This is a genomic window from Brevibacterium senegalense (assembly GCF_000285835.1).
GTDB lineage: Bacteria > Actinomycetota > Actinomycetes > Actinomycetales > Brevibacteriaceae > Brevibacterium > Brevibacterium senegalense.
The window spans coordinates 135793-153054 of sequence record NZ_HE978603.1; the positions used below are offsets into that span (position 1 = coordinate 135793).

Sequence of the window (17262 nt, forward strand, 5' to 3'; positions counted from 1 at the left end):
GTCCGGACCGGTTCAGTCCGCGGTGCCGTCCTGTGTCGCGGCACCGTCCTGGTCGATGAGCTGGAGCAGCCACATGCGGGTCTCCCCGTACGTCTTCTCCCGGTACACCTCGAGGCGGTCCGGCAGGTCCGGCTGCGGAGAACGCACCGACCGCTCGACGACCAGGAGGGCGGACAGGCCGTCCAGCAGATCCTCGAGGGACGCCAGCAGGCGCGCCAGCTCGTCCTCCCCCAGCAGGTAGGGCGGGTCCGCGAACACGAGGTCGAAGGACTCCCCGTCCTCGCGCAGCCGCTCGACGGCGGTCTGCGCCCGCTGTCCCAGCACGCGGGTGCGGGTCTCCTCCCCCAGGTCCGCGATGCTGCGGGCGATCGCCGCCTGCGGCCCGGACCCCTGGTCGACGAGGGTCACGTGCGCGGCGCCGCGGCTCAGTGCCTCGAGCCCCAGGGAGCCGGAACCGGCGAACAGGTCGAGGACCCGGGCACCGGCGCAGGCATCCATGCCGTCGAGCATCGCGAAGAGCGATTCGCGCACCCGGTCCGGTGTGGGGCGGGTGTCCCGGCCTCGAGGTGCATGGAGAGGGCGGCCCCGGTGGCGGCCCGCGATGATCCGCATGTCAGCCCGCCTCGATGAGGTCTTCGTCCGTGTCCGCGAAGATGAGCGCGATGAGGCGGGTCAGCGCGGGCACGCTCCGCAGCGCGGGGTCCTGCTCCAGCAGCTGAGCCGCGTCGGCCTTGGCGCCCCGGATGATCTCCTCATCGCGCAGCACGGAGAGGTGGCGCAGGCTCGAGCGCCCGCCCCACTGGGCGCGACCCAGCACATCGCCCTCGCGCCGGCTGCGGATGTCGTACTCCGCCAGCGCGAAGCCGTCCAGCGTCCCCGCGACGGTCGTGAGCCGCTCCATCGCCTCCGACTCCGGGTCCGCCTGCGTGAGGAGGAAGCAGAGGGACTCGTCGCCGGCGCGCCCTACGCGTCCGCGCAGCTGGTGCAGCTGGGCGACGCCGAACCGGTCCGCATCGAGGATCACCATGACCCGCGCGTTGGGCACGTCGATGCCCACCTCGATGACCGTCGTGGACACGAGCACGTCGATCTGACCGGCGGCGAAGGACCGCATCGTGTCGTCCTTCTCGTCCGCCGGCAGCTGTCCGTGCAGCACCCCGATGTGCGCACCGGCCAGGGCGGGGGTCTCCCGCAGGATCTGCGCTACGTCCTCCACGCCCGGCCGTGCCGCACCGGTCTCCGGGTCCGGCGCGGTCGCCTCGATGCGGGGCAGCACGACGAACGACTGCTGGCCGCGGTCCGCATGCTCGCCCACGACCTCCAGCACGCGGTCGACCCAGTGCGGGTGCTGCGCCAGCGACACGAGGTGGGTCGTGATCTGCTTCCGCCCCGTGGGCATGTGCGTGAGCGTCGAGACGTCGAGGTCGCCGAAGACGGTCATCGCCGCCGTGCGCGGGATGGGTGTCGCGGTCATGACGAGCGTGTGGGGCGTGCGCCCGCCGGCCTTCTGCCGCAGCGCTTCCCGCTGTTCGACGCCGAACCGGTGCTGCTCGTCGACGACGACCATGCCCAGGTCGTGGAAGATCGTTGTGTCCGACAGGAGCGCGTGCGTGCCCACGACGATGTCGACGTCCCCGATCGACAGGTCCAGCAGCGTGCGCCGCCGCTCCTGCGTCGACAGGGATCCGGTCAACAGGGCGATGACGACGCCGTTCTCCTGGCGCAGCAGCGCGGACTCCGCCGCGAAGTCGCCCAGCGCCTGCGCGAAGGAGCGGAAGTGCTGGGCCGCCAGCACCTCCGTGGGCGCCAGCAGCGCCGCCTGGGCACCGGAGTCGACCGTCTGGAGCATCGCCCGCAGGGCCACGAGCGTCTTGCCGGAGCCCACATCGCCCTGCAGCAGCCGGTTCATGGGCACCGCCCCGGCCAGCTCCTTCTCGATCTCCTCGCCCGCCTGCTGCTGGGACGGCGTCAGCGCGAACGGGAGCGCGGCGTCGAAGGCCGCGAGCGTCCCGTCCGAGCGGCCGGGCAGGGCCGCCGCGTGCAGCGCCGCGTGCTCGCGGCGGCGCTGGTGCAGCACCGTCTGGAGCGCCAGCGCCTCCTCGTACCGCCACCGCTGGGTCGCATTCCCCGCCTCCTCCATCGTCCGCGGCCGGTGCATGCCCCAGTAGGCGGTCCGCAGGTCCTGGATCCCGTGCTTCTCCCGCAGGAAATCCGGAATCGGGTCCTCGTACGCGGAGGCAGGAGCGGCGTCCAGCGCGGCCCGGATGATGCGCCGGAAGGCGGCCGCTTTGACCCCCTTGACGAACCGGTAGACGGGGACCGGCGCGGTGGGGGCGAACGCCTGCTCGGCCTCGGTGCCCTTCGCGACCTCGCCGTCCGCGGTGAGGACGGTGGGGTTGCCCAGCTGCAGGCGGCCCCGGTAGTGCTGGATCCGGGCGGTCATGAGCAGCCGGCTGCCGGCTTCGAACGACTTGACCAGCCACTGCTGGTTGAAGAAGACCGCGTCCGTCGTGCGGTCGTTGTCCGTGACGGTGACCGTCGTGAGCTGCCCCTTGCGGTTCTGCATGCGGCGCGAACTGATGTCGACGACCGTCACGTGGAGGACGACGTCCTCGCCGTCCGGCAGCTGCTCCAGCCCGCGGATGTCCGTGAAGGTGCCCGGGTCGATCCACCGGTGCGGCAGGTGCCGCAGCAGTCCGTCGAGGTCGCGGATCCCCGCCGTGACGAGCGCCTTCCGACTGCGCCCTGCGGCCTCCGCGAAGACCTGCTCCTCCGGTGTCGCGTCACTCAACGCCGACCACCAGCCACGAGCTGGACTGCCCGCCGTCGATGACCACGGCCTCGGCGTCCGTGTGCTCCGCATCGATCCGGATGTGCAGGCGGGCGACCGCGGCCTCGGGCATCTCGGCACCCACGAGCAGGGTCACGAGGTCGCCGCCGGCCCCCAGCAGGCGGTCGACGAGGTCGCCGGCGGCGGCCTCCGGATCCGCGCCCACCGCGCGGATCCGGCCGTCGACGAGGGTGAGGGCGTCGCCCTGCGAGTACAGGAGCGGACCCTGCCCGTGGTCCTCCGGCGCCAGGACGACGGCGCCCACCCGGGTGCCCGCGGCCGCCGCGACCATGTCCGTGAGCACGTCGTCCGCGTTCCCGGACGGATCGAAGACGGCGGCGGCCGCCGCGACCGAGGCCGCGTCCCGGGTCCGCAGGACCTTGGCCGTTCCCAGCCCGGCCAGGGCCTCGGCCGCGGTCACAGAGTCCGGCAGGACGAAGGCGGCGGACTCAGCCAGCTGCGCGGCGAAGTCGACCGCCTCGCGCAGGTCGGGGCGGTCGGAGCGGACCGCGAACGCACCCGTGAGCGCCAGGGACAGGAGGAGGCCCGGGCCGTCGGCCAGGGCGATGAGGGTGGCGGGGTCGTCCGCCGGGCGGGTGCTGGAGAGGTCCTCGACGCGCAGGTCGACGACGCGGTGGACGTCCATGACCTCGAGGAGACGGCGCGCCTCGTCGACTCCCCCGCCGTGGGCGGTGTGGACGTGGACCTGCGGCCAGTCGACGACGATGCTGGTGCCGCCGGCGCGGGTGAGCGCACGCTTGAGCGGGCGGGTGCGGTCGCGGGTCTCGCCCAGGTGCGCGACCAGTTCGAAGCCGATCTCGCCGCCGTGGGCGCCCAGGTCCGGCAGATCGGGCAGAGCTGAACGGTCCGTCGTCCCGGCCGGGGTCTCCGGGGCGGTCGTCGCTGCGGAGTCTCCCGGCACGGCCGCCACGGCGTCCTCACCGGCGACCGTGACGCAGAGGAGGTCGAAGAGCTCGACGATGCCGGAGGAACCGGCGTCGACGACGCGGTTCTCGCGCAGGACGGGCAGCTGGCCGGTCGTCTCGCGCAGGGCCGCGCGCGAGCGCTCCCGCACCGCCAACACCAGCTGCAGGAGGTCGTCGCCGGCCTCCGCGCGCTCGCGGGCCTCGTCCGCCATCGCGTCGAGCACCGTCACCATCGTGCCGTCGACCGGGTCCGCCAGCGCGTCGCGGGCGCGGGCCGCGGCCAGGCCCAGGGCGGCGGCGAACGACTGCGCATCCGGGACCTCCACCCCTGCCAGTGCGTCCGCGACCCCGCGCAGGGCGACGGAGAGGATGAGGCCGGAGTTGCCGCGTGCGCCGCGCTGCGCGCCGGTCGCCATCGCCTCGACGACCTGCGGCAGGGTGACCGCGCCGTCCAGAGATTCGACCGCGCGGTAGGCGGAGCGGACGGTCAGGTAGAGATTGGTGCCCGTGTCGCCGTCCGGGACGGGGAACACGTTGATCGCGTTGATGCCGCTGCGCTCACGGCGCAGCCGGTCGACGGTGCGCTTGGCCCACCGGGCCGCCAGGTGGCCGCTGATGCGGGCGTCGGGACCGGGATCCGCCCCTGAACCGATGCGCTTGCCCACTCACTCCCCCGAGCCGCTGAAATGCCTGAAACCGCCGTCCGAGTCGACGGCGGCGAACCCGGAATCCCCCACGGGCACCCCGTCGATCAGCACGGATGGGGCGGCGCTGACCGGACGCACGCGCCCGACCAGTCTCCACCCTAGCGGATGGACCCCGTCCGGCACCGTCGCGAGGAACCCGTGGTCCTCCCCGCCGGTCAGCACCCACCGGCGCGCGCGGGCGCGGGCGGAGGGCTCATCCGGGGACGCGTCGACTGCAACGGGCTCGCCCGGGTCCGCACGGGCCGCGTCCTCGAGGGCGCGGACCCGGTGCGCGACGGGCACGAGGTCGTCCGCCAGCGCGTCCAGTGCCGCGGAGTCCAGGTCGAGGTCGACGCCCGAGGCCCGGGCCAGTCTCCCCGCGTCGGACCCCAGTCCGTCGGACAGGTCGATGAGTGCGCCCGGCTGTCCGTCCAGCGCCTCCCGCAGCGCGTCGACGGCCTCGTAGTCCGGTCGTGGTGCGCGCTGCGCCTCGATCGCGACGGCGAGCAGGGTGTCGGAGTCCGTCGCGGGATCGGAGCCCGGCTCCGCGGGCGGGGAGCCGGCGTCCGCGGTCTCCACGGCCTCGGCGGCGGTGGCCGTCGGGACATCGGCAGCGGACGTCTCCACGGCCTCGGCACCGGCGAAGAGCGCGTCCAGGCCGGCGGCGGCCCAGCCGGTGCGTCCGCCCAGCCACACGGTGTGGCCCGGGCGGGCTGCGTTCCGGGTCAGGGGCGCGGTCTGCGCCGGGAGGCTGCCCAGCGCGGTGACGGCGATGACGATCTGCCGGGCGTCGGACAGGTCGCCGCCCAGCACGACGGCTCCGGCGCGGCCGGCCTCCTCGACGAGCCCGTCGATCAGGCCGTCCACGAAGGAGGCGGGGGTGTCCCCGGGTGCGGCCAGCGACAGGAGCAGACCGGTGGGTCGGGCTCCCATCGCACGCACATCGGCCAGGTTCTGCGCGGCCGCTTTGACCCCCAGCCGGCGCGCGTCCAACCAGCCGTCCAGGAAGTCCTCGCCTTCGACGAGCATGTCCGCGGAGCTCACGAGCCTGCCCGGTGCCTCCGTGACCGCGGCATCGTCACCGGGCCCCACGACCACGGTGCCGTCCCGGGGGATGCGGGCGAGGATCCGGGCGATGAGGGCGTCCTCGCCCAGCTGGGCGAACGTGGGAGCAGACGTCATCCCACCAGTATGCCCGCAGGCGGCGACCGGTAGCCTGGAGGGCATGCGCCACCGTCCTCTCCGCCGTTCCCTCGCCGCCGTCCTCGCGGTCGGCACCCTCGTCCTCACGGGGTGCTCCGGCGCCCTCGTCGTCGATGCGGCGGAGGACGCGGCGAACCCCGACTGCGCCCTGCCGATCCTGCTCATGCCGGATCAGATCGGGGATCTGGAGCAGCGCACGACCTCGTCCCAGGGGACGACGGCGTGGGGCGAGCCGGCCAGCGTCATCGTCCGCTGCGGCGTGCCGGAGCCCGCCCCCACGACGGATCCGTGCGTGACCGTCGACGGGGTCGACTGGGTGCAGGTGCGCGGAGACGAGGACACGTGGCAGTTCGTCACCTACGGCCGCTCCCCCGCCGTCGAGGTCCTCGTGACCCCCACGGTCGTGTCCGGTGCGACGGCGCTGGCGTCCGTGTCCTCCAGCGTGTCGGAGATCGAGCAGACGGCGCAGTGCGTCGACGCTCAGGACGCCCAGCAGGTCGAGGGCGAGGTCCCCGCCGGGTGAACCGGCGGGGCGTGCTTCGTGGACGGGTCGGCGGGCGGCGCGTCCTGCGGTGTCAGCCGGCGGCGCGGTGGTCGCGCAGCGCGATGTCGACGAGGGTGTCGACCAGTTCGTCGTAGCGCACGCCGGAGCGGTCCCACACGACGGGGAACATCGAGCTGGGGGTGAAGCCCGGCATCGTGTTGATCTCGTTGATGAGGACGTCGCCGTCCGGCGTCACGAACGCGTCGACGCGGGCCAGCCCGCTGCAGTCGAAGGCGTCGAACACCTGCCGGGCCAGTTCCTGCACCCGAGCGGTGGACTCCGGGGAGATGTCCGCCGGGCACGTGATCCGCACGGCGTCCGCGTTCAGGTACTTCGTCTCGAAGTCGTAGAAGTCTGCGCCCGTCACTTCGATCTCGCCGGGGACGCTGGCGCGGGGTCCCTCGTGGAAGCGGGTGCCCAGCACGCCGCACTCGATCTCGCGACCGGTCACCATCGGCTCGACGATCGCGGCGGAGTCGTGGGCGAACGCCTCTGTCAGCGCGGCGTCCAGCTGCTGTGCGTCCTGCGCGTCCGACACCTTGGACACGCCCATCGACGACCCCGCGTTGGCCGGCTTGACGAAGACGACGTCGCCCAGGGCGCGCAGACGGGCGAGGACGGCGTCCGGGTCCGTGCGGTACTGGCGGACCGTCACCGGCTCCCACGGGCTCGTGGGGATCCCCGCGTCGCGCAGCACCGCCTTCATGTACCGCTTGTCCATGCCGGCGGCGGACCCCAGCACGCCGCAGCCCACGTACGGGACGTCCATGAGCTCGAAGAGTCCCTGGATCGTGCCGTCCTCACCGTACGGACCGTGCAGCACGGGGAAGTACACATCGACCGTCGCGATGTCCTCGACACTGCCGTCCCGCTGGACGACGCGCAGCGGGGCGCGGCGCGTGTCCAGCGGGAAGACGATCTCCGTCCCGTCGTCGACGACCTCCGGCATCGCCTCCGTGTCGAAGCGGAAGTCCTTCGCGTCGTCGACGATCCGGCAGACGCCCTCGCGGGTCATGCCGATCGGCAGGACACGGTAGCGCTCCTCGTCGAGTGCGCTGAGGACGCCGGCTGCGGTCACGCAGCTGACGGAGTGCTCCGAGGAGCGGCCGCCGAAGAGGACGGCGACGACGGGACGGGTGTCGGCAGGGTTCATGCGATGGGTGTCACTTCGCTTCGTAGGTGGTCTCGATCCAGGCGCGCCCGATCGAGTGGAAGAACAGGTTGAAGCCCACGAAGGCGGGAGTCGCGGATTCGTCGACCTCCAGCGGGGCGTCCAGGGCGTGCACGATGAAGAAGTAGCGGTGCGGACCGTGGCCGGCCGGCGGGGCGGCGCCCACGAACTCCGGGGCGCCGGCGTCGTTGCGGACGGTGATCGCGTCCTGGGGCAGCAGTCCCTTGTCCGGGGTGCCGGCACCGGCCGGCAGCTCCGTCACGTCCGCCGGGAGGTTCGTGACCGTCCAGTGCCAGAAGCCCGAGCCGGTGGGCGCGTCCGGGTCGTAGCAGGTGACGGCGAATGCCTTCGTCTCCTCCGGGAAGCCGGACCAGGACAGCTGCGGGGACACGTCCTCGCCTCCGGGCACGCCCATCTTCCCCGAGGTCTGGGGAGCGGACAGCTCCCGGCCCTCGGCGATGTCCGTGCTGGTGAGGTCGAAGCGAGGCAGATCGTTGAGCTTGTGGAAGGGGGTGTTCACACTCAGTCCTCTCATAGGTGACGGAGCCGGGCCGATCAGTCGGCCGGACCCTCGTGCTTGCGCTTTCGAGCCAACAGGAGCGCCCCCAATTCGTCAACCCGCAGGTGGCCGGAGATGACCGCGGCGACCGCCTGGGTGATGGGCAGCTCGACGTCGTGCGCCTGCCCCAGGGCGAGGACCGCGCTGGCGGACTTGACGCCCTCGGCGACCTGGCGGGTCTCCTCCACCGCTTCGTCGACCGTCATCCCGGTGCCCAGCAGGCGTCCGAACGAGCGGTTGCGGGACAGGGGCGAGGCGCAGGTGGCGACGAGGTCGCCCAGCCCGGCCAGGCCGGACAGCGTGTGCGTCTGCGCGCCCATGGCCAGCGCCAGCCGCGTCGTCTCCGCCAGGCCTCGGGTGATGATCGAGGCCTTCGAGTTGTCGCCCAGGCCCTGCCCGTCGCACATGCCCACGGCCAGTGCGATGACGTTCTTGACGGCGCCACCCAGCTCCACTCCCACGACGTCCGTGTTCGTGTAGGGCCGGAAGTACGAGGTCGCGGACAGCTCGCCCACGGCCTCCGCGGTCCGCACGTCCGGCGCCGCGACGACGGTGGCGGTGGGCTGCTCCTGGGCGATCTCCTTCGCCAGGTTGGGGCCGGAGACGACGGCGATGAGGTCCGGATCGTGACCGGTCACCTCTGAGATGACCTCGCTCATCCGCTTGCCGCTGCTGCGCTCGATGCCCTTCATGAGGCTCACGAGGATCCCGTCCGCGGGCAGGAGGTCGCGGAGGGCCCCGAGGTTGTCCCGCAACGACTGGGCGGGGACGGCCAGGATGACGGCCTGCGCGCCCGCGAGTGCCTCCTGCGCATCCGTCGTCGCCGTCACGTTGTGGCCCAGGGCGATATCACCCAGGTAGGCGGAGTTCGTCCGGTGCTCGCGGATCTCCGCGGCGACCTCGTCACGGCGCGCGAGGACGGTGACGGGGTGTCCCGCATCGCCCACGACCTTCGCGAATGTGGTCCCCCAGGATCCGGCACCCAGCACTGCGGTCCTCATCGTGCCTCCTCATCATGGGTCGTGGACGGGTGCTCCGCGTCCCACTCCCTGATCGCGGTCCGGAAGCGCTCCGGCAGCTCGACCCCGCGCAGGTGGGCGACCTCCGCCGCGATCCCGGCGGTCACCCGATCGGAGAAGCGGCGGGCCAGCTGCGAGGACGCGGTCCCGTGCGCATCCGGTGCGGGCGGGACGATGGGGTCGCCGAACCGGACCCGCACCGTCCCGAACGGTCGCGGTCGGATCCGGCTGCTGTGCACCGGCATGACCGCCTCGAGGCCCCAGTGGCCCACGGGGATGACGGGGATGCCCGTCTCGACCGCCAGACGGGCCACGCCGGTCTTCGCGACCTGCGGCCACAGCTCCGGGTCCTTCGTGAGCGTCCCCTGCGGGTAGATGACGACGGCCTGGCCCGCGGCTAGTGCATTCTTCGCGTGGATGAGGGAGTCACCGGCCTTCGTCGAGGCCCGGAGCACCGGGATCTGGCCCATCGTCACGAGTCCCCGGCCCACGAATCCCTTGAAGATCGAGGACTTCGCGAGGAAGTGCGGCAGGACGCCGCGCTTCCACACGGCCATCGCGATGACGAGGGGGTCGATCTTGCTGGCGTGGTACGGCGCGAGGATGACGGGGCCGTGGCCCAGCTGCTGGTCCCCGGTCGACTCGATGCGCGTGAGCGTGCGGATGAACACGCGGATCGCATTCGCCGTGGGCGTCGCCCAGAACAGGCTGCGCTTGAGGGCGGCCGGCTCGAACCGCGGATAGGCGACCTCGGAGTCCGCCGCGGCGCGGCCGTCGGCCGCCGGCGGCTGCGCGCCGGTCACGCGGCGGCCTTCGCGTCGAAGCGGGCGCCCAGGCCGTGCAGCTTGTCGAGGAAGTGCTCGTAGCCGCGGTTGATGACGTCGATGCCCGAGACCTGCGAGGTGCCCTCGGCCGCGAGTGCCGCGACGATGTGCGAGAAGCCGCCGCGCAGGTCCGGGACGGTGAAGTCCGCGGCCCGCAGAGGTGTGGGGCCGGCGACGACGGCGGAGTGGAGGTAGTTCTGCCGGCCGAAGCGGCAGGGCGTTCCGCCCAGGCACTCGCGGTAGAGCTGGATGGTCGCTCCCATCCGTCGCAGCGCGTCCGTGAACCCGAACCGGTTCTCGTAGACCGTCTCGTGGATGATCGACACGCCGGAGGCCCGGGTGAGGGCGACGACGAGCGGCTGCTGCCAGTCTGTCATGAAGCCGGGGTGGACGTCCGTCTCCAGCACCGTCGAGGTGAGGTCGCCGCCGGGATGGCGGAAGCGGATCCCGTCCTCCAGGACGTCGAAGCGGCCGCCGATCTTCCGGAAGATGTTGAGGAAGGTGACCATGTCCTGCTGGCGCGCGCCCTCGACCATGATGTCGCCGCCGGTCGCCAGCGCAGCCGAGGCCCACGACGCGGCCTCGTTGCGGTCCGGCAGGCTGCGGTGGAAGTAGCCGTCCAGGCGGTCGACGCCCTCGATCCGCAGCACGCGGGCCGGGTCGACGGTGATCGAGGCGCCCATCTTCTGCAGGACCATGACGAGGTCCATGATCTCCGGCTCGATCGCGGCGTTGCGCAGCTCTGTGACGCCCTCCGCGCGGACGGCGGTCAGCAGCACCTGCTCCGTCGCGCCCACGGACGGGTACGGCAGACCCACCTTCGTGCCGCGCAGCCGCTGCGGCGCGGTGAGTCGGATGCCGCCGGGGGTCTTGTCCACGACGGCGCCGAACTTGCGCAGCACGTCGAGGTGGAAGTCGATGGGGCGGTCCCCGATCCGGCAGCCGCCCAGATCCGGGATGAACGCCTGACCCAGCCGGTGCAGCAGCGGACCGCACAGGAGGATGGGGATGCGGGACGACCCCGCGTGCGCGTCGATGTCGACGATCGAGCCCTGCTCGACCGCGGCCGGATCGAGCACCAGCTCGCCGTCCGCGTCACCGCGGTCCGGCCCGGGGGTCACGCGGACGCCGTGCAGCTCCAGCAGACCCGTCACGATCTCCACATCGCGGATCGCGGGCACCCCGCGCAGCACGGAGGGCGTGTCCCCCAGCAGCGCGGCGACCATGGCCTTGGGAACGAGGTTCTTCGCTCCCCGGACCCGCACGGTCCCCTTCAGCGGCACTCCGCCGTGGACATCGAGCATTCGGGCTCCCTCTGCTGTCGGTCGCTGCGCGCACAGCGTGAATACGCACACGGCCGCCCGGCGGGCGACCGTGTGAATGGTATCGGATTCCCCACTGCGAGGCGGTCAGGCCGAGAGTGATGCCGTCAGAGGACGGGCAGGGTCTTCGGCTTGTGCGCGGGTCGCGTCTGCTCGAACGCCTCGATCGACTCCTCGTGCTGCAGGGTCAGCCCGATGTCGTCGAGCCCCTCGAGCAGGCGCCAGCGGGTGTAGTCGTCGATCTGGAACGGGACCGTCAGCGTGTCTGCGCTGACCGTCCGCTGCACGAGGTCGACCGTCACCTCCGTGCCCGGGTGGTTCTCGAGGATCTTCCAGATGAGCTCGATGTCCGACTGCTCCACCTGCGCGGCCAGCAGTCCACCCTTGCCCGCGTTCCCGCGGAAGATGTCGCCGAAGCGGCTGGCGAGCACGGCGCGGAAGCCGTAGTCGTGCAGCGCCCACACCGCGTGCTCGCGCGACGAACCCGTGCCGAAGTCCGGTCCGGCGACCAGGACGGAGCCGTTCGTGTACGCCTCGTGGTTGAGGACGAAGTCCGGCTCCGAGCGCCAGCGGGCGAACAGCGCGTCCTCGAAGCCCGTGCGGGTCACGCGCTTGAGGTAGACGGCCGGGATGATCTGGTCGGTGTCGATGTTCGATCGGCGCAGCGGCACCCCGACACCCGTGTGGACGGACAGCTTCTCCATGCTCACGCCTCCTTGTGCGCGGTTGCGGCGGCGGACCCGCCCGTGGCGCGGACGGCGCCCGGGGTCACGGCCAACGGGATGAGAGCGGGACGGGCCTGGGCCTCTGCGGCGGCAGCGGCCTCGGCCTCGCGGGAGACGGCCACGGCCCGGGGATCCGCCTCCGGCAGATCGGAGGGGGACGACAGCGTGCCTCGGACCGCGGTCGCGGCGGCGACCAGGGGGCTGACCAGGTGCGTGCGACCGCCCTTGCCCTGACGGCCCTCGAAGTTGCGATTCGAGGTGGAGGCGCATCGCTCCCCCTCCGCCAGCTGGTCCGGGTTCATGCCCAGGCACATCGAGCAGCCGGCGAAGCGCCAGTCCGCACCAGCGGCCTTGAAGACCTGGTCGAGACCCTCCTCCTCCGCCTGCAGGCGGACGCGCGCAGAGCCGGGCACCACCATGAAGCGGATGTTCTCCGCCTTCTGCCGTCCGCGCAGCACGTCCGCGGCGGCACGCAGGTCCTCGATGCGGGAGTTCGTGCACGAGCCCAGGAAGACCGTGTCGATCCGGATGTCCCGCAGGGGCGTCCCCGGCGTCAGACCCATGTAGGCCAGCGCGTTCTCCGCGGCCTCGCGGTCCGTCTCGTCCGGGAAGTCCGCCGGGTCCGGGACGTCCGCGGACAGCGGCAGGCCCTGACCGGGGTTGGTGCCCCACGTGACGAACGGCTCCAGATCGGAGGCGTCCAGGACGACCTCCTCGTCGAACTGTGCGTCGTCGTCCGTGCGCAGCGACGTCCAGTACTCGACCGCCGCCTCCCAGTCCTCGCCCTGCGGCGCGTGATCGCGGCCCTGCAGGTAGTCGAACGTCGTCTGGTCCGGGGCGATCATGCCGGCGCGGGCACCGGCCTCGATCGACATGTTGCAGATCGTCATCCGGGCTTCCATCGACAGCTTCCGGATCGCCTCGCCCCGGTACTCCAGGACGTAGCCCTGGCCGCCTCCGGTGCCGATCTTCGCGATGACCGCGAGGATGATGTCCTTCGCCGTCGAGCCCGCCGGCAGCTCGCCCTCGACCGTGATCGCCATCGTCTTGAACGGCTTGAGGCTGAGCGTCTGCGTGGCCAGGACGTGCTCGACCTCGCTGGTGCCGATGCCGAAGGCCAGGGCGCCGAACGCGCCGTGCGTCGACGTGTGCGAGTCGCCGCAGACGACCGTGGTGCCGGGCTGGGTCAGGCCCAGCTGCGGTCCCACCACGTGGACGATGCCCTGCTCCGCGTCGCCCAGGGAGTGGAGGCGGATGCCGAACTCCTCCGCGTTCGATCGCAGGGTGTCGATCTGCTTCGCGGACGTGGGGTCCGCGATCGGCTTGTCGATGTCCTGCGTGGGGGTGTTGTGGTCCTCCGTCGCGACGGTGAGGTCCGGCCGGCGCACCGGACGGCCGGCCAGCCGGAGGCCCTCGAACGCCTGCGGGCTGGTCACCTCGTGGACCAGATGGAGGTCGATGTAGATGAGGTCCGGCGCGCCATCCTCTCCCTTCCGGACGACGTGGTCCGCCCACACCTTCTCCGCCAGTGTTCTGCCCACCGTCACGTCTCCTTCCACGAGCCCTCCAGGGTCTAGGCCCACGACAGTACCCCCGAAATTCTGAATGGTGGACTTGCATCTCATATGACGGACTGTCTAGATTGTGAGACATGACATCCACGAACAGCAGCAGCGGTGTCGGCGTCATCGACAAGGCCGCACTCGTCCTCTCCGCCCTGGAGGCGGGTCCCGCGTCCCTCGCGGAGCTTGTCTCGCTGACCGGACTCGCGCGCCCCACGGCCCATCGCCTGGCGGTCGCACTGGAGTACCACCGATTCGTGAACCGGGACCTGCAGGGTCGCTTCGTCCTGGGGCCGCGACTGGCCGAGCTGTCGTCCGCCGCCGGTGAGGATCGGCTGCTGGCCGCGGCCGGTCCCGTCCTGGCGCACCTGCGCGATCGCACGGGCGAGTCCGCGCAGCTGTTCCGCCGGCAGGGCGACCTGCGCCTGTGCGTCGCCGCGGCCGAGCGCCCGGTGGGCCTGCGCGACTCCGTCCCGGTGGGCGCGACCCTGAGCATGCGCGCCGGGTCCGCCGCCCAGGTGCTGCTGGCGTGGGAGGAGCCGGACCGCCTGCACACGGGCCTGCGCGGCGCCCGCTTCTCCGCCACGATGCTGTCCGGCGTCCGGCGACGCGGCTGGGCGCAGTCGATCGCGGAGCGCGAGCGCGGCGTCGCGTCCGTCTCCGCGCCCGTGCGCGGCCCCAGCAACCGCGTCGTCGCATCCGTGTCGATCAGCGGACCCGTCGAGCGCCTCACCCGGCAGCCGGGCCGCCTCCACGCGGAATCCGTCATCGAGGCCGCACGCGTCCTGACGGAGGCCCTGACCCGCGGGTGAGGCAGCTCCGCGGGTGCGGCCCGGCTGTGGGGCGCTCGCACGGCTCCCCACCCGTCCGGCACCACCTGCTCGACGACTGAGGTTGCGTTTCACAGACCGATTCGGTCTGCAGAACGCAACCTCAGTTTCCATGTCGTGGGGGCCCGTTGCGCTGCGGGCTGGAGGCTCGCTCCGTCACTGCCTGGCGGGCTGGACGCACGTCGTGTGGCTGCCTGGCGGGGTGCGGGGCCACCGTGCCCCGCCTCGCACACGACGAAGCCCGATCCTTCGCGTTGAAGGATCGGGCTTCCGATCTGTACCCCCGAGCAGGTTCGAACTGCCGTTTCCGCCTTGAGAGGGCGGCGTCCTAGGCCACTAGACGACGGGGGCCTCTATGAGTGAGGATCACTCAGTTGAGATGACCTGGCGGTCATCCGCTGGGGTACCAGGACTCGAACCTAGACTAAATGAACCAGAATCACTCGTGCTGCCAATTACACCATACCCCACTGCTGAGGAGCTCCGGAGAACTCCCTGGCAACGAGAGATAACATTACACCGGCCCAGAACGCAGTGCAAAACGAGAAGGGCCCCTGGGCGGGTGACGTCCGTCACCTGCACAGGGGCCCGCTCGCGGCGCTCACCGCACGTCGGTTCTCACGCCCGCTCCACGGCCGCGCTCACGCCGCGGCGAGGTGCTCCTGCAGCGCCCGCAGCCGGGTCAGCGTCGAGTCCCTGCCCAGGATCTCCATCGACTCGAAGAGCGGTGGCGAGACCCGTCGGCCGGAGACGGCGACGCGCAGGGGGCCGTACGCGAAGCGGGGCTTGATCTCGAGGCGGTCGACGAGTTCGGCCTTGAGCACCTCCTCCAGACGGTCGGTCTTCCACGCGTCCGCGTCCACGGACTCGAGCTGGGAGATCGAGGCGGCCAGGACCTCGGGAGCGGTGTCCTTGAGGGTCTTCAGACCGTCCTCGGTCAGCTCGAGGTCAGCATCTGCCGTGAAGAGGAAGGACACGAGGTCCGGGGCCTCCCCCAGCAGATTCATGCGGGTCTGGATGAGTGGTGCGGCCTCCTTGAGGATGTGCGCTTCCTCGTCCGTGACCGGGTCGGACACGACGCCGGCCTGCTGCAGGTACGGGACCAGGCGCGCACTGAAGTCCGCCTCGTCCAGAAGGCGGATCTGGTCCGCGTTGATCGCGGTGGCCTTCTTGACGTCGAAGCGGGCCGGGTTGGGGTTCACATCCGCGATGTCGAACGCCTCGATGAACTCGTCGACGCTGAAGACGTCGCGGTCTGGACCGATCGACCAGCCCAGCAGCGCGAGGTAGTTGATGAGGCCCTCGCGAATGAACCCGCGCTCCCGGTGGTGGAAGAGGTTCGACTCCGGGTCGCGCTTCGACAGCTTCTTGTTGCCCTCGCCCATGACGTACGGGAGGTGGCCGAACTGCGGCGTCAGCTGCGCGACGCCCACGGCCTCGAGCGCCCGGTACAGGACGATCTGGCGGGGCGTCGACGACAGGATGTCCTCGCCGCGCAGCACGTGGGTGATGCCCATGAGCGCGTCATCGACCGGGTTGACGAGCGTGTAGAGCGGCTGGCCGTTGGCGCGGACGACGACGAAGTCCGGCACGGTGCCCGCGCGGAAGGTGATCTCCCCGCGGACCAGGTCCGTGAACGTGATGTCCTCATCCGGCATGCGCACGCGCAGGACGGGCTCGCGGCCCTGCGCGCGAAAGGCTGCCTTCTGCTCGTCCGTGAGGTCGCGGTCGAAGTTGTCGTAGCCCAGCTTGGGGTCGCGGCCGGCGGCGCGGTGGCGCTCCTCGACCTCCTCGTTCGTGGAGAACGACTCGTAGAGGTGGCCGCCATCGACCAGCTTCGCGATGACGTCCTGGTAGATGTCGCCGCGCTCCGACTGGCGGTAGGGGCCGTCTGGGCCGCCCACCTCGATGCCCTCGTCCCAGTCGAGGCCCAGCCAGCGCATCGCGTCCAGCAACTGCTCGAAGCTCTCCTCCGAATCGCGCTGGGCATCCGTGTCCTCGATGCGGAAGACGAACGTGCCGCCGGTGTGGCGGGCGTAGGCCCAGTTGAAGAGGGCCGTGCGGATCATGCCCACGTGCGGGGTGCCGGTGGGCGAGGGGCAGAAGCGAACCTTGGTGGTCACGAGGACGGGGTTCCTTTCGGAGGGTGGTGCTGGGAAGTGGAACGGTGTGTGTGAGGGCGTGGACGCTCAGGCGTCGAGGACGGGGTTCTCGAGGACGCCCAGGCCGTCGATCGAGACGACCATCGTGTCGCCGGCGACGACCTTGCCCACACCCGCCGGGGTGCCGGTGATGATGACATCGCCGGGCAGCAGCGTGATCGTCTCGGAGATGTGCTCGATGAGGGTGGGGATGTCGAAGATGAAGTCCTCGGTCGTCCCGTCCTGCCGGGGCTCTCCGTTGACCCAGCTGCGCAGGCGCACGGACTCCGGGTCGAACTCGGTCTCGATCCAGGGGCCCAGCGGGCACGAGGTGTCGAAGCCCTTGGCGCGCGACCACTGCGGGTCGGACTTCTGCAGGTCGCGCAGCGTCACGTCATTCGCCGCGACGTAGCCCAGCACGTGGTCGTACGCGTTCTCCGCAGACACGCCCTTGGCGACGCGGCCGATGACGACGCCCAGCTCGACCTCGTAGGACACGTGCTCGCTGACGGCGGGCAGGCGGACGGGGTCGCCGGGACCCACGACGGCGGTGTTGGGCTTGAAGAACGTGAGCGGGCTGACCGGGACGTCATTGCCCAGCTCTGCCGCGTGGTCGGCGAAGTTGCGGCCCACGCCCACCACCTTGGAACGGGGGATGATGGGCGCCAGCAGGCGGACCTCGTCATACGTGAGCCGCTCCCCCGTCGACTGGGCGGGTGAGAAGAACGGGTCCGAGTCGAGGACGGCGATCTCGAGGCCGGAGGTGTCGACGCGGCCGTCGTCCCCCACCTCCGGAAGGTCTCCCTCGACGACTCCGTACGTGGGCGTGTCCTTGTGGACGAATCGAACGATGCGCATGCGGACAGTCTAGGACGCGCGCACCCGCCCGGGCATCCGCGCGGGCGCAGGCATCCGTCCAC

At 71.6% G+C, this 17262-nt stretch carries 15 protein-coding genes and 2 tRNA genes; 2 read left to right on the top strand and 15 right to left on the bottom strand.

The annotated features are described in order from the left end of the window. Window positions 1-12 precede the first annotated feature (12 nt). The 4 genes from rsmD to HGBR_RS08390 are packed head-to-tail and all read right to left on the bottom strand — an operon-like array spanning window position 13 to window position 5624. Complete coding sequence (gene rsmD, locus HGBR_RS08375; protein ID WP_026077450.1) at window positions 13-612, bottom strand: 16S rRNA (guanine(966)-N(2))-methyltransferase RsmD; 600 nt, start codon at window positions 610-612, stop codon at window positions 13-15. A gap of 1 nt (window position 613) precedes the next feature. Continuing rightward, window positions 614-2791, bottom strand: coding sequence for an ATP-dependent DNA helicase RecG (locus HGBR_RS08380; protein ID WP_019158888.1), 2178 nt, complete (start codon window positions 2789-2791; stop codon window positions 614-616). Further along, entirely contained in the window at window positions 2784-4421 is a 1638-nt protein-coding gene (locus tag HGBR_RS17130; RefSeq protein ID WP_019158889.1) for a DAK2 domain-containing protein, read from the bottom strand. Before HGBR_RS17130 ends, HGBR_RS08380 begins: the two co-directional genes overlap by 8 nt. After that, complete coding sequence (locus tag HGBR_RS08390; RefSeq protein WP_019158890.1) at window positions 4422-5624, bottom strand: thiamine-phosphate kinase; 1203 nt, start codon at window positions 5622-5624, stop codon at window positions 4422-4424. 43 nt (window positions 5625-5667) lie between these two features. Here HGBR_RS08390 and HGBR_RS08395 point away from each other — a divergent pair, with 43 nt between their 5' ends. Next, a complete protein-coding gene (locus HGBR_RS08395) occupies window positions 5668-6168 on the top strand; it encodes a DUF3515 family protein (protein ID WP_019158891.1) in 501 nt (166 codons plus the stop codon). A 52-nt stretch (window positions 6169-6220) separates the two neighbouring features. Here the strand turns inward: HGBR_RS08395 and HGBR_RS08400 are convergent, their stop codons facing one another. The 7 genes from HGBR_RS08400 to leuC form a co-directional block, all read right to left on the bottom strand. Further along, on the bottom strand, window positions 6221-7342 hold the full coding sequence (locus HGBR_RS08400; protein ID WP_019158892.1) for a D-alanine--D-alanine ligase family protein: 1122 nt from the start codon (window positions 7340-7342) through the stop codon (window positions 6221-6223). A 10-nt stretch (window positions 7343-7352) separates the two neighbouring features. Next, entirely contained in the window at window positions 7353-7895 is a 543-nt protein-coding gene (locus tag HGBR_RS08405; protein ID WP_040364869.1) for a YbhB/YbcL family Raf kinase inhibitor-like protein, read from the bottom strand. 20 nt (window positions 7896-7915) lie between these two features. Beyond that, on the bottom strand, window positions 7916-8920 hold the full coding sequence (locus tag HGBR_RS08410) for an NAD(P)H-dependent glycerol-3-phosphate dehydrogenase (protein WP_019158894.1): 1005 nt from the start codon (window positions 8918-8920) through the stop codon (window positions 7916-7918). Continuing rightward, on the bottom strand, window positions 8917-9741 hold the full coding sequence (locus HGBR_RS17135; RefSeq protein WP_019158895.1) for a lysophospholipid acyltransferase family protein: 825 nt from the start codon (window positions 9739-9741) through the stop codon (window positions 8917-8919). The genes HGBR_RS08410 and HGBR_RS17135 overlap by 4 nt, the downstream gene beginning before the upstream one ends. Then, window positions 9738-11066, bottom strand: a complete 1329-nt coding sequence (gene murA / locus HGBR_RS08420) for a UDP-N-acetylglucosamine 1-carboxyvinyltransferase (protein ID WP_019158896.1) — start codon at window positions 11064-11066, stop codon at window positions 9738-9740. The genes HGBR_RS17135 and murA overlap by 4 nt, the downstream gene beginning before the upstream one ends. Before the next feature lie 125 nt (window positions 11067-11191). Next, the gene (gene leuD, locus HGBR_RS08425; protein WP_019158897.1) at window positions 11192-11788 is read right to left on the bottom strand and encodes a 3-isopropylmalate dehydratase small subunit; all 597 of its coding nucleotides are present in this window, start codon (window positions 11786-11788) and stop codon (window positions 11192-11194) included. A gap of 2 nt (window positions 11789-11790) precedes the next feature. Further along, window positions 11791-13350, bottom strand: coding sequence for a 3-isopropylmalate dehydratase large subunit (gene leuC / locus HGBR_RS08430; protein WP_083882829.1), 1560 nt, complete (start codon window positions 13348-13350; stop codon window positions 11791-11793). 110 nt (window positions 13351-13460) lie between these two features. On the opposite strand from leuC, the gene HGBR_RS08435 reads away from it, so the two are divergent. Then, a complete protein-coding gene (locus tag HGBR_RS08435) occupies window positions 13461-14183 on the top strand; it encodes an IclR family transcriptional regulator (protein ID WP_019158899.1) in 723 nt (240 codons plus the stop codon). Window positions 14184-14479: 296 nt separating this feature from the next. On the opposite strand, the gene HGBR_RS08440 is transcribed toward HGBR_RS08435, so the two are convergent. The 4 genes from HGBR_RS08440 to HGBR_RS08455 form a co-directional block, all read right to left on the bottom strand. Beyond that, window positions 14480-14552: transfer RNA gene (locus HGBR_RS08440), tRNA-Glu, on the bottom strand. A gap of 47 nt (window positions 14553-14599) precedes the next feature. Continuing rightward, window positions 14600-14671 (bottom strand) — tRNA-Gln (locus tag HGBR_RS08445). 171 nt (window positions 14672-14842) lie between these two features. Further along, window positions 14843-16324, bottom strand: a complete 1482-nt coding sequence (gltX, locus tag HGBR_RS08450; RefSeq protein WP_019158900.1) for a glutamate--tRNA ligase — start codon at window positions 16322-16324, stop codon at window positions 14843-14845. 66 nt (window positions 16325-16390) lie between these two features. Further along, complete coding sequence (locus HGBR_RS08455; RefSeq protein WP_019158901.1) at window positions 16391-17200, bottom strand: fumarylacetoacetate hydrolase family protein; 810 nt, start codon at window positions 17198-17200, stop codon at window positions 16391-16393. Window positions 17201-17262 lie beyond the last annotated feature (62 nt).

Excerpts from the sequence above, each read along its gene's own strand:
- HGBR_RS08395 (WP_019158891.1), top strand. The coding sequence starts at position 5,668 with ATGCGCCACCGTCCTCTCCGCCGTTCCCTCGCCGCCGTCCTCGCGGTC.
- rsmD (WP_026077450.1), bottom strand. The coding sequence starts at position 612 with ATGCGGATCATCGCGGGCCGCCACCGGGGCCGCCCTCTCCATGCACCT.
- HGBR_RS08390 (WP_019158890.1), bottom strand. The coding sequence starts at position 5,624 with ATGACGTCTGCTCCCACGTTCGCCCAGCTGGGCGAGGACGCCCTCATC.
- leuD (WP_019158897.1), bottom strand. The coding sequence starts at position 11,788 with ATGGAGAAGCTGTCCGTCCACACGGGTGTCGGGGTGCCGCTGCGCCGA.
- HGBR_RS08410 (WP_019158894.1), bottom strand. The coding sequence starts at position 8,920 with ATGAGGACCGCAGTGCTGGGTGCCGGATCCTGGGGGACCACATTCGCG.
- murA (WP_019158896.1), bottom strand. The coding sequence starts at position 11,066 with ATGCTCGATGTCCACGGCGGAGTGCCGCTGAAGGGGACCGTGCGGGTC.
- HGBR_RS08435 (WP_019158899.1), top strand. The coding sequence starts at position 13,461 with ATGACATCCACGAACAGCAGCAGCGGTGTCGGCGTCATCGACAAGGCC.
- HGBR_RS08405 (WP_040364869.1), bottom strand. The coding sequence starts at position 7,895 with ATGAGAGGACTGAGTGTGAACACCCCCTTCCACAAGCTCAACGATCTG.
- HGBR_RS08400 (WP_019158892.1), bottom strand. The coding sequence starts at position 7,342 with ATGAACCCTGCCGACACCCGTCCCGTCGTCGCCGTCCTCTTCGGCGGC.
- HGBR_RS08455 (WP_019158901.1), bottom strand. The coding sequence starts at position 17,200 with ATGCGCATCGTTCGATTCGTCCACAAGGACACGCCCACGTACGGAGTC.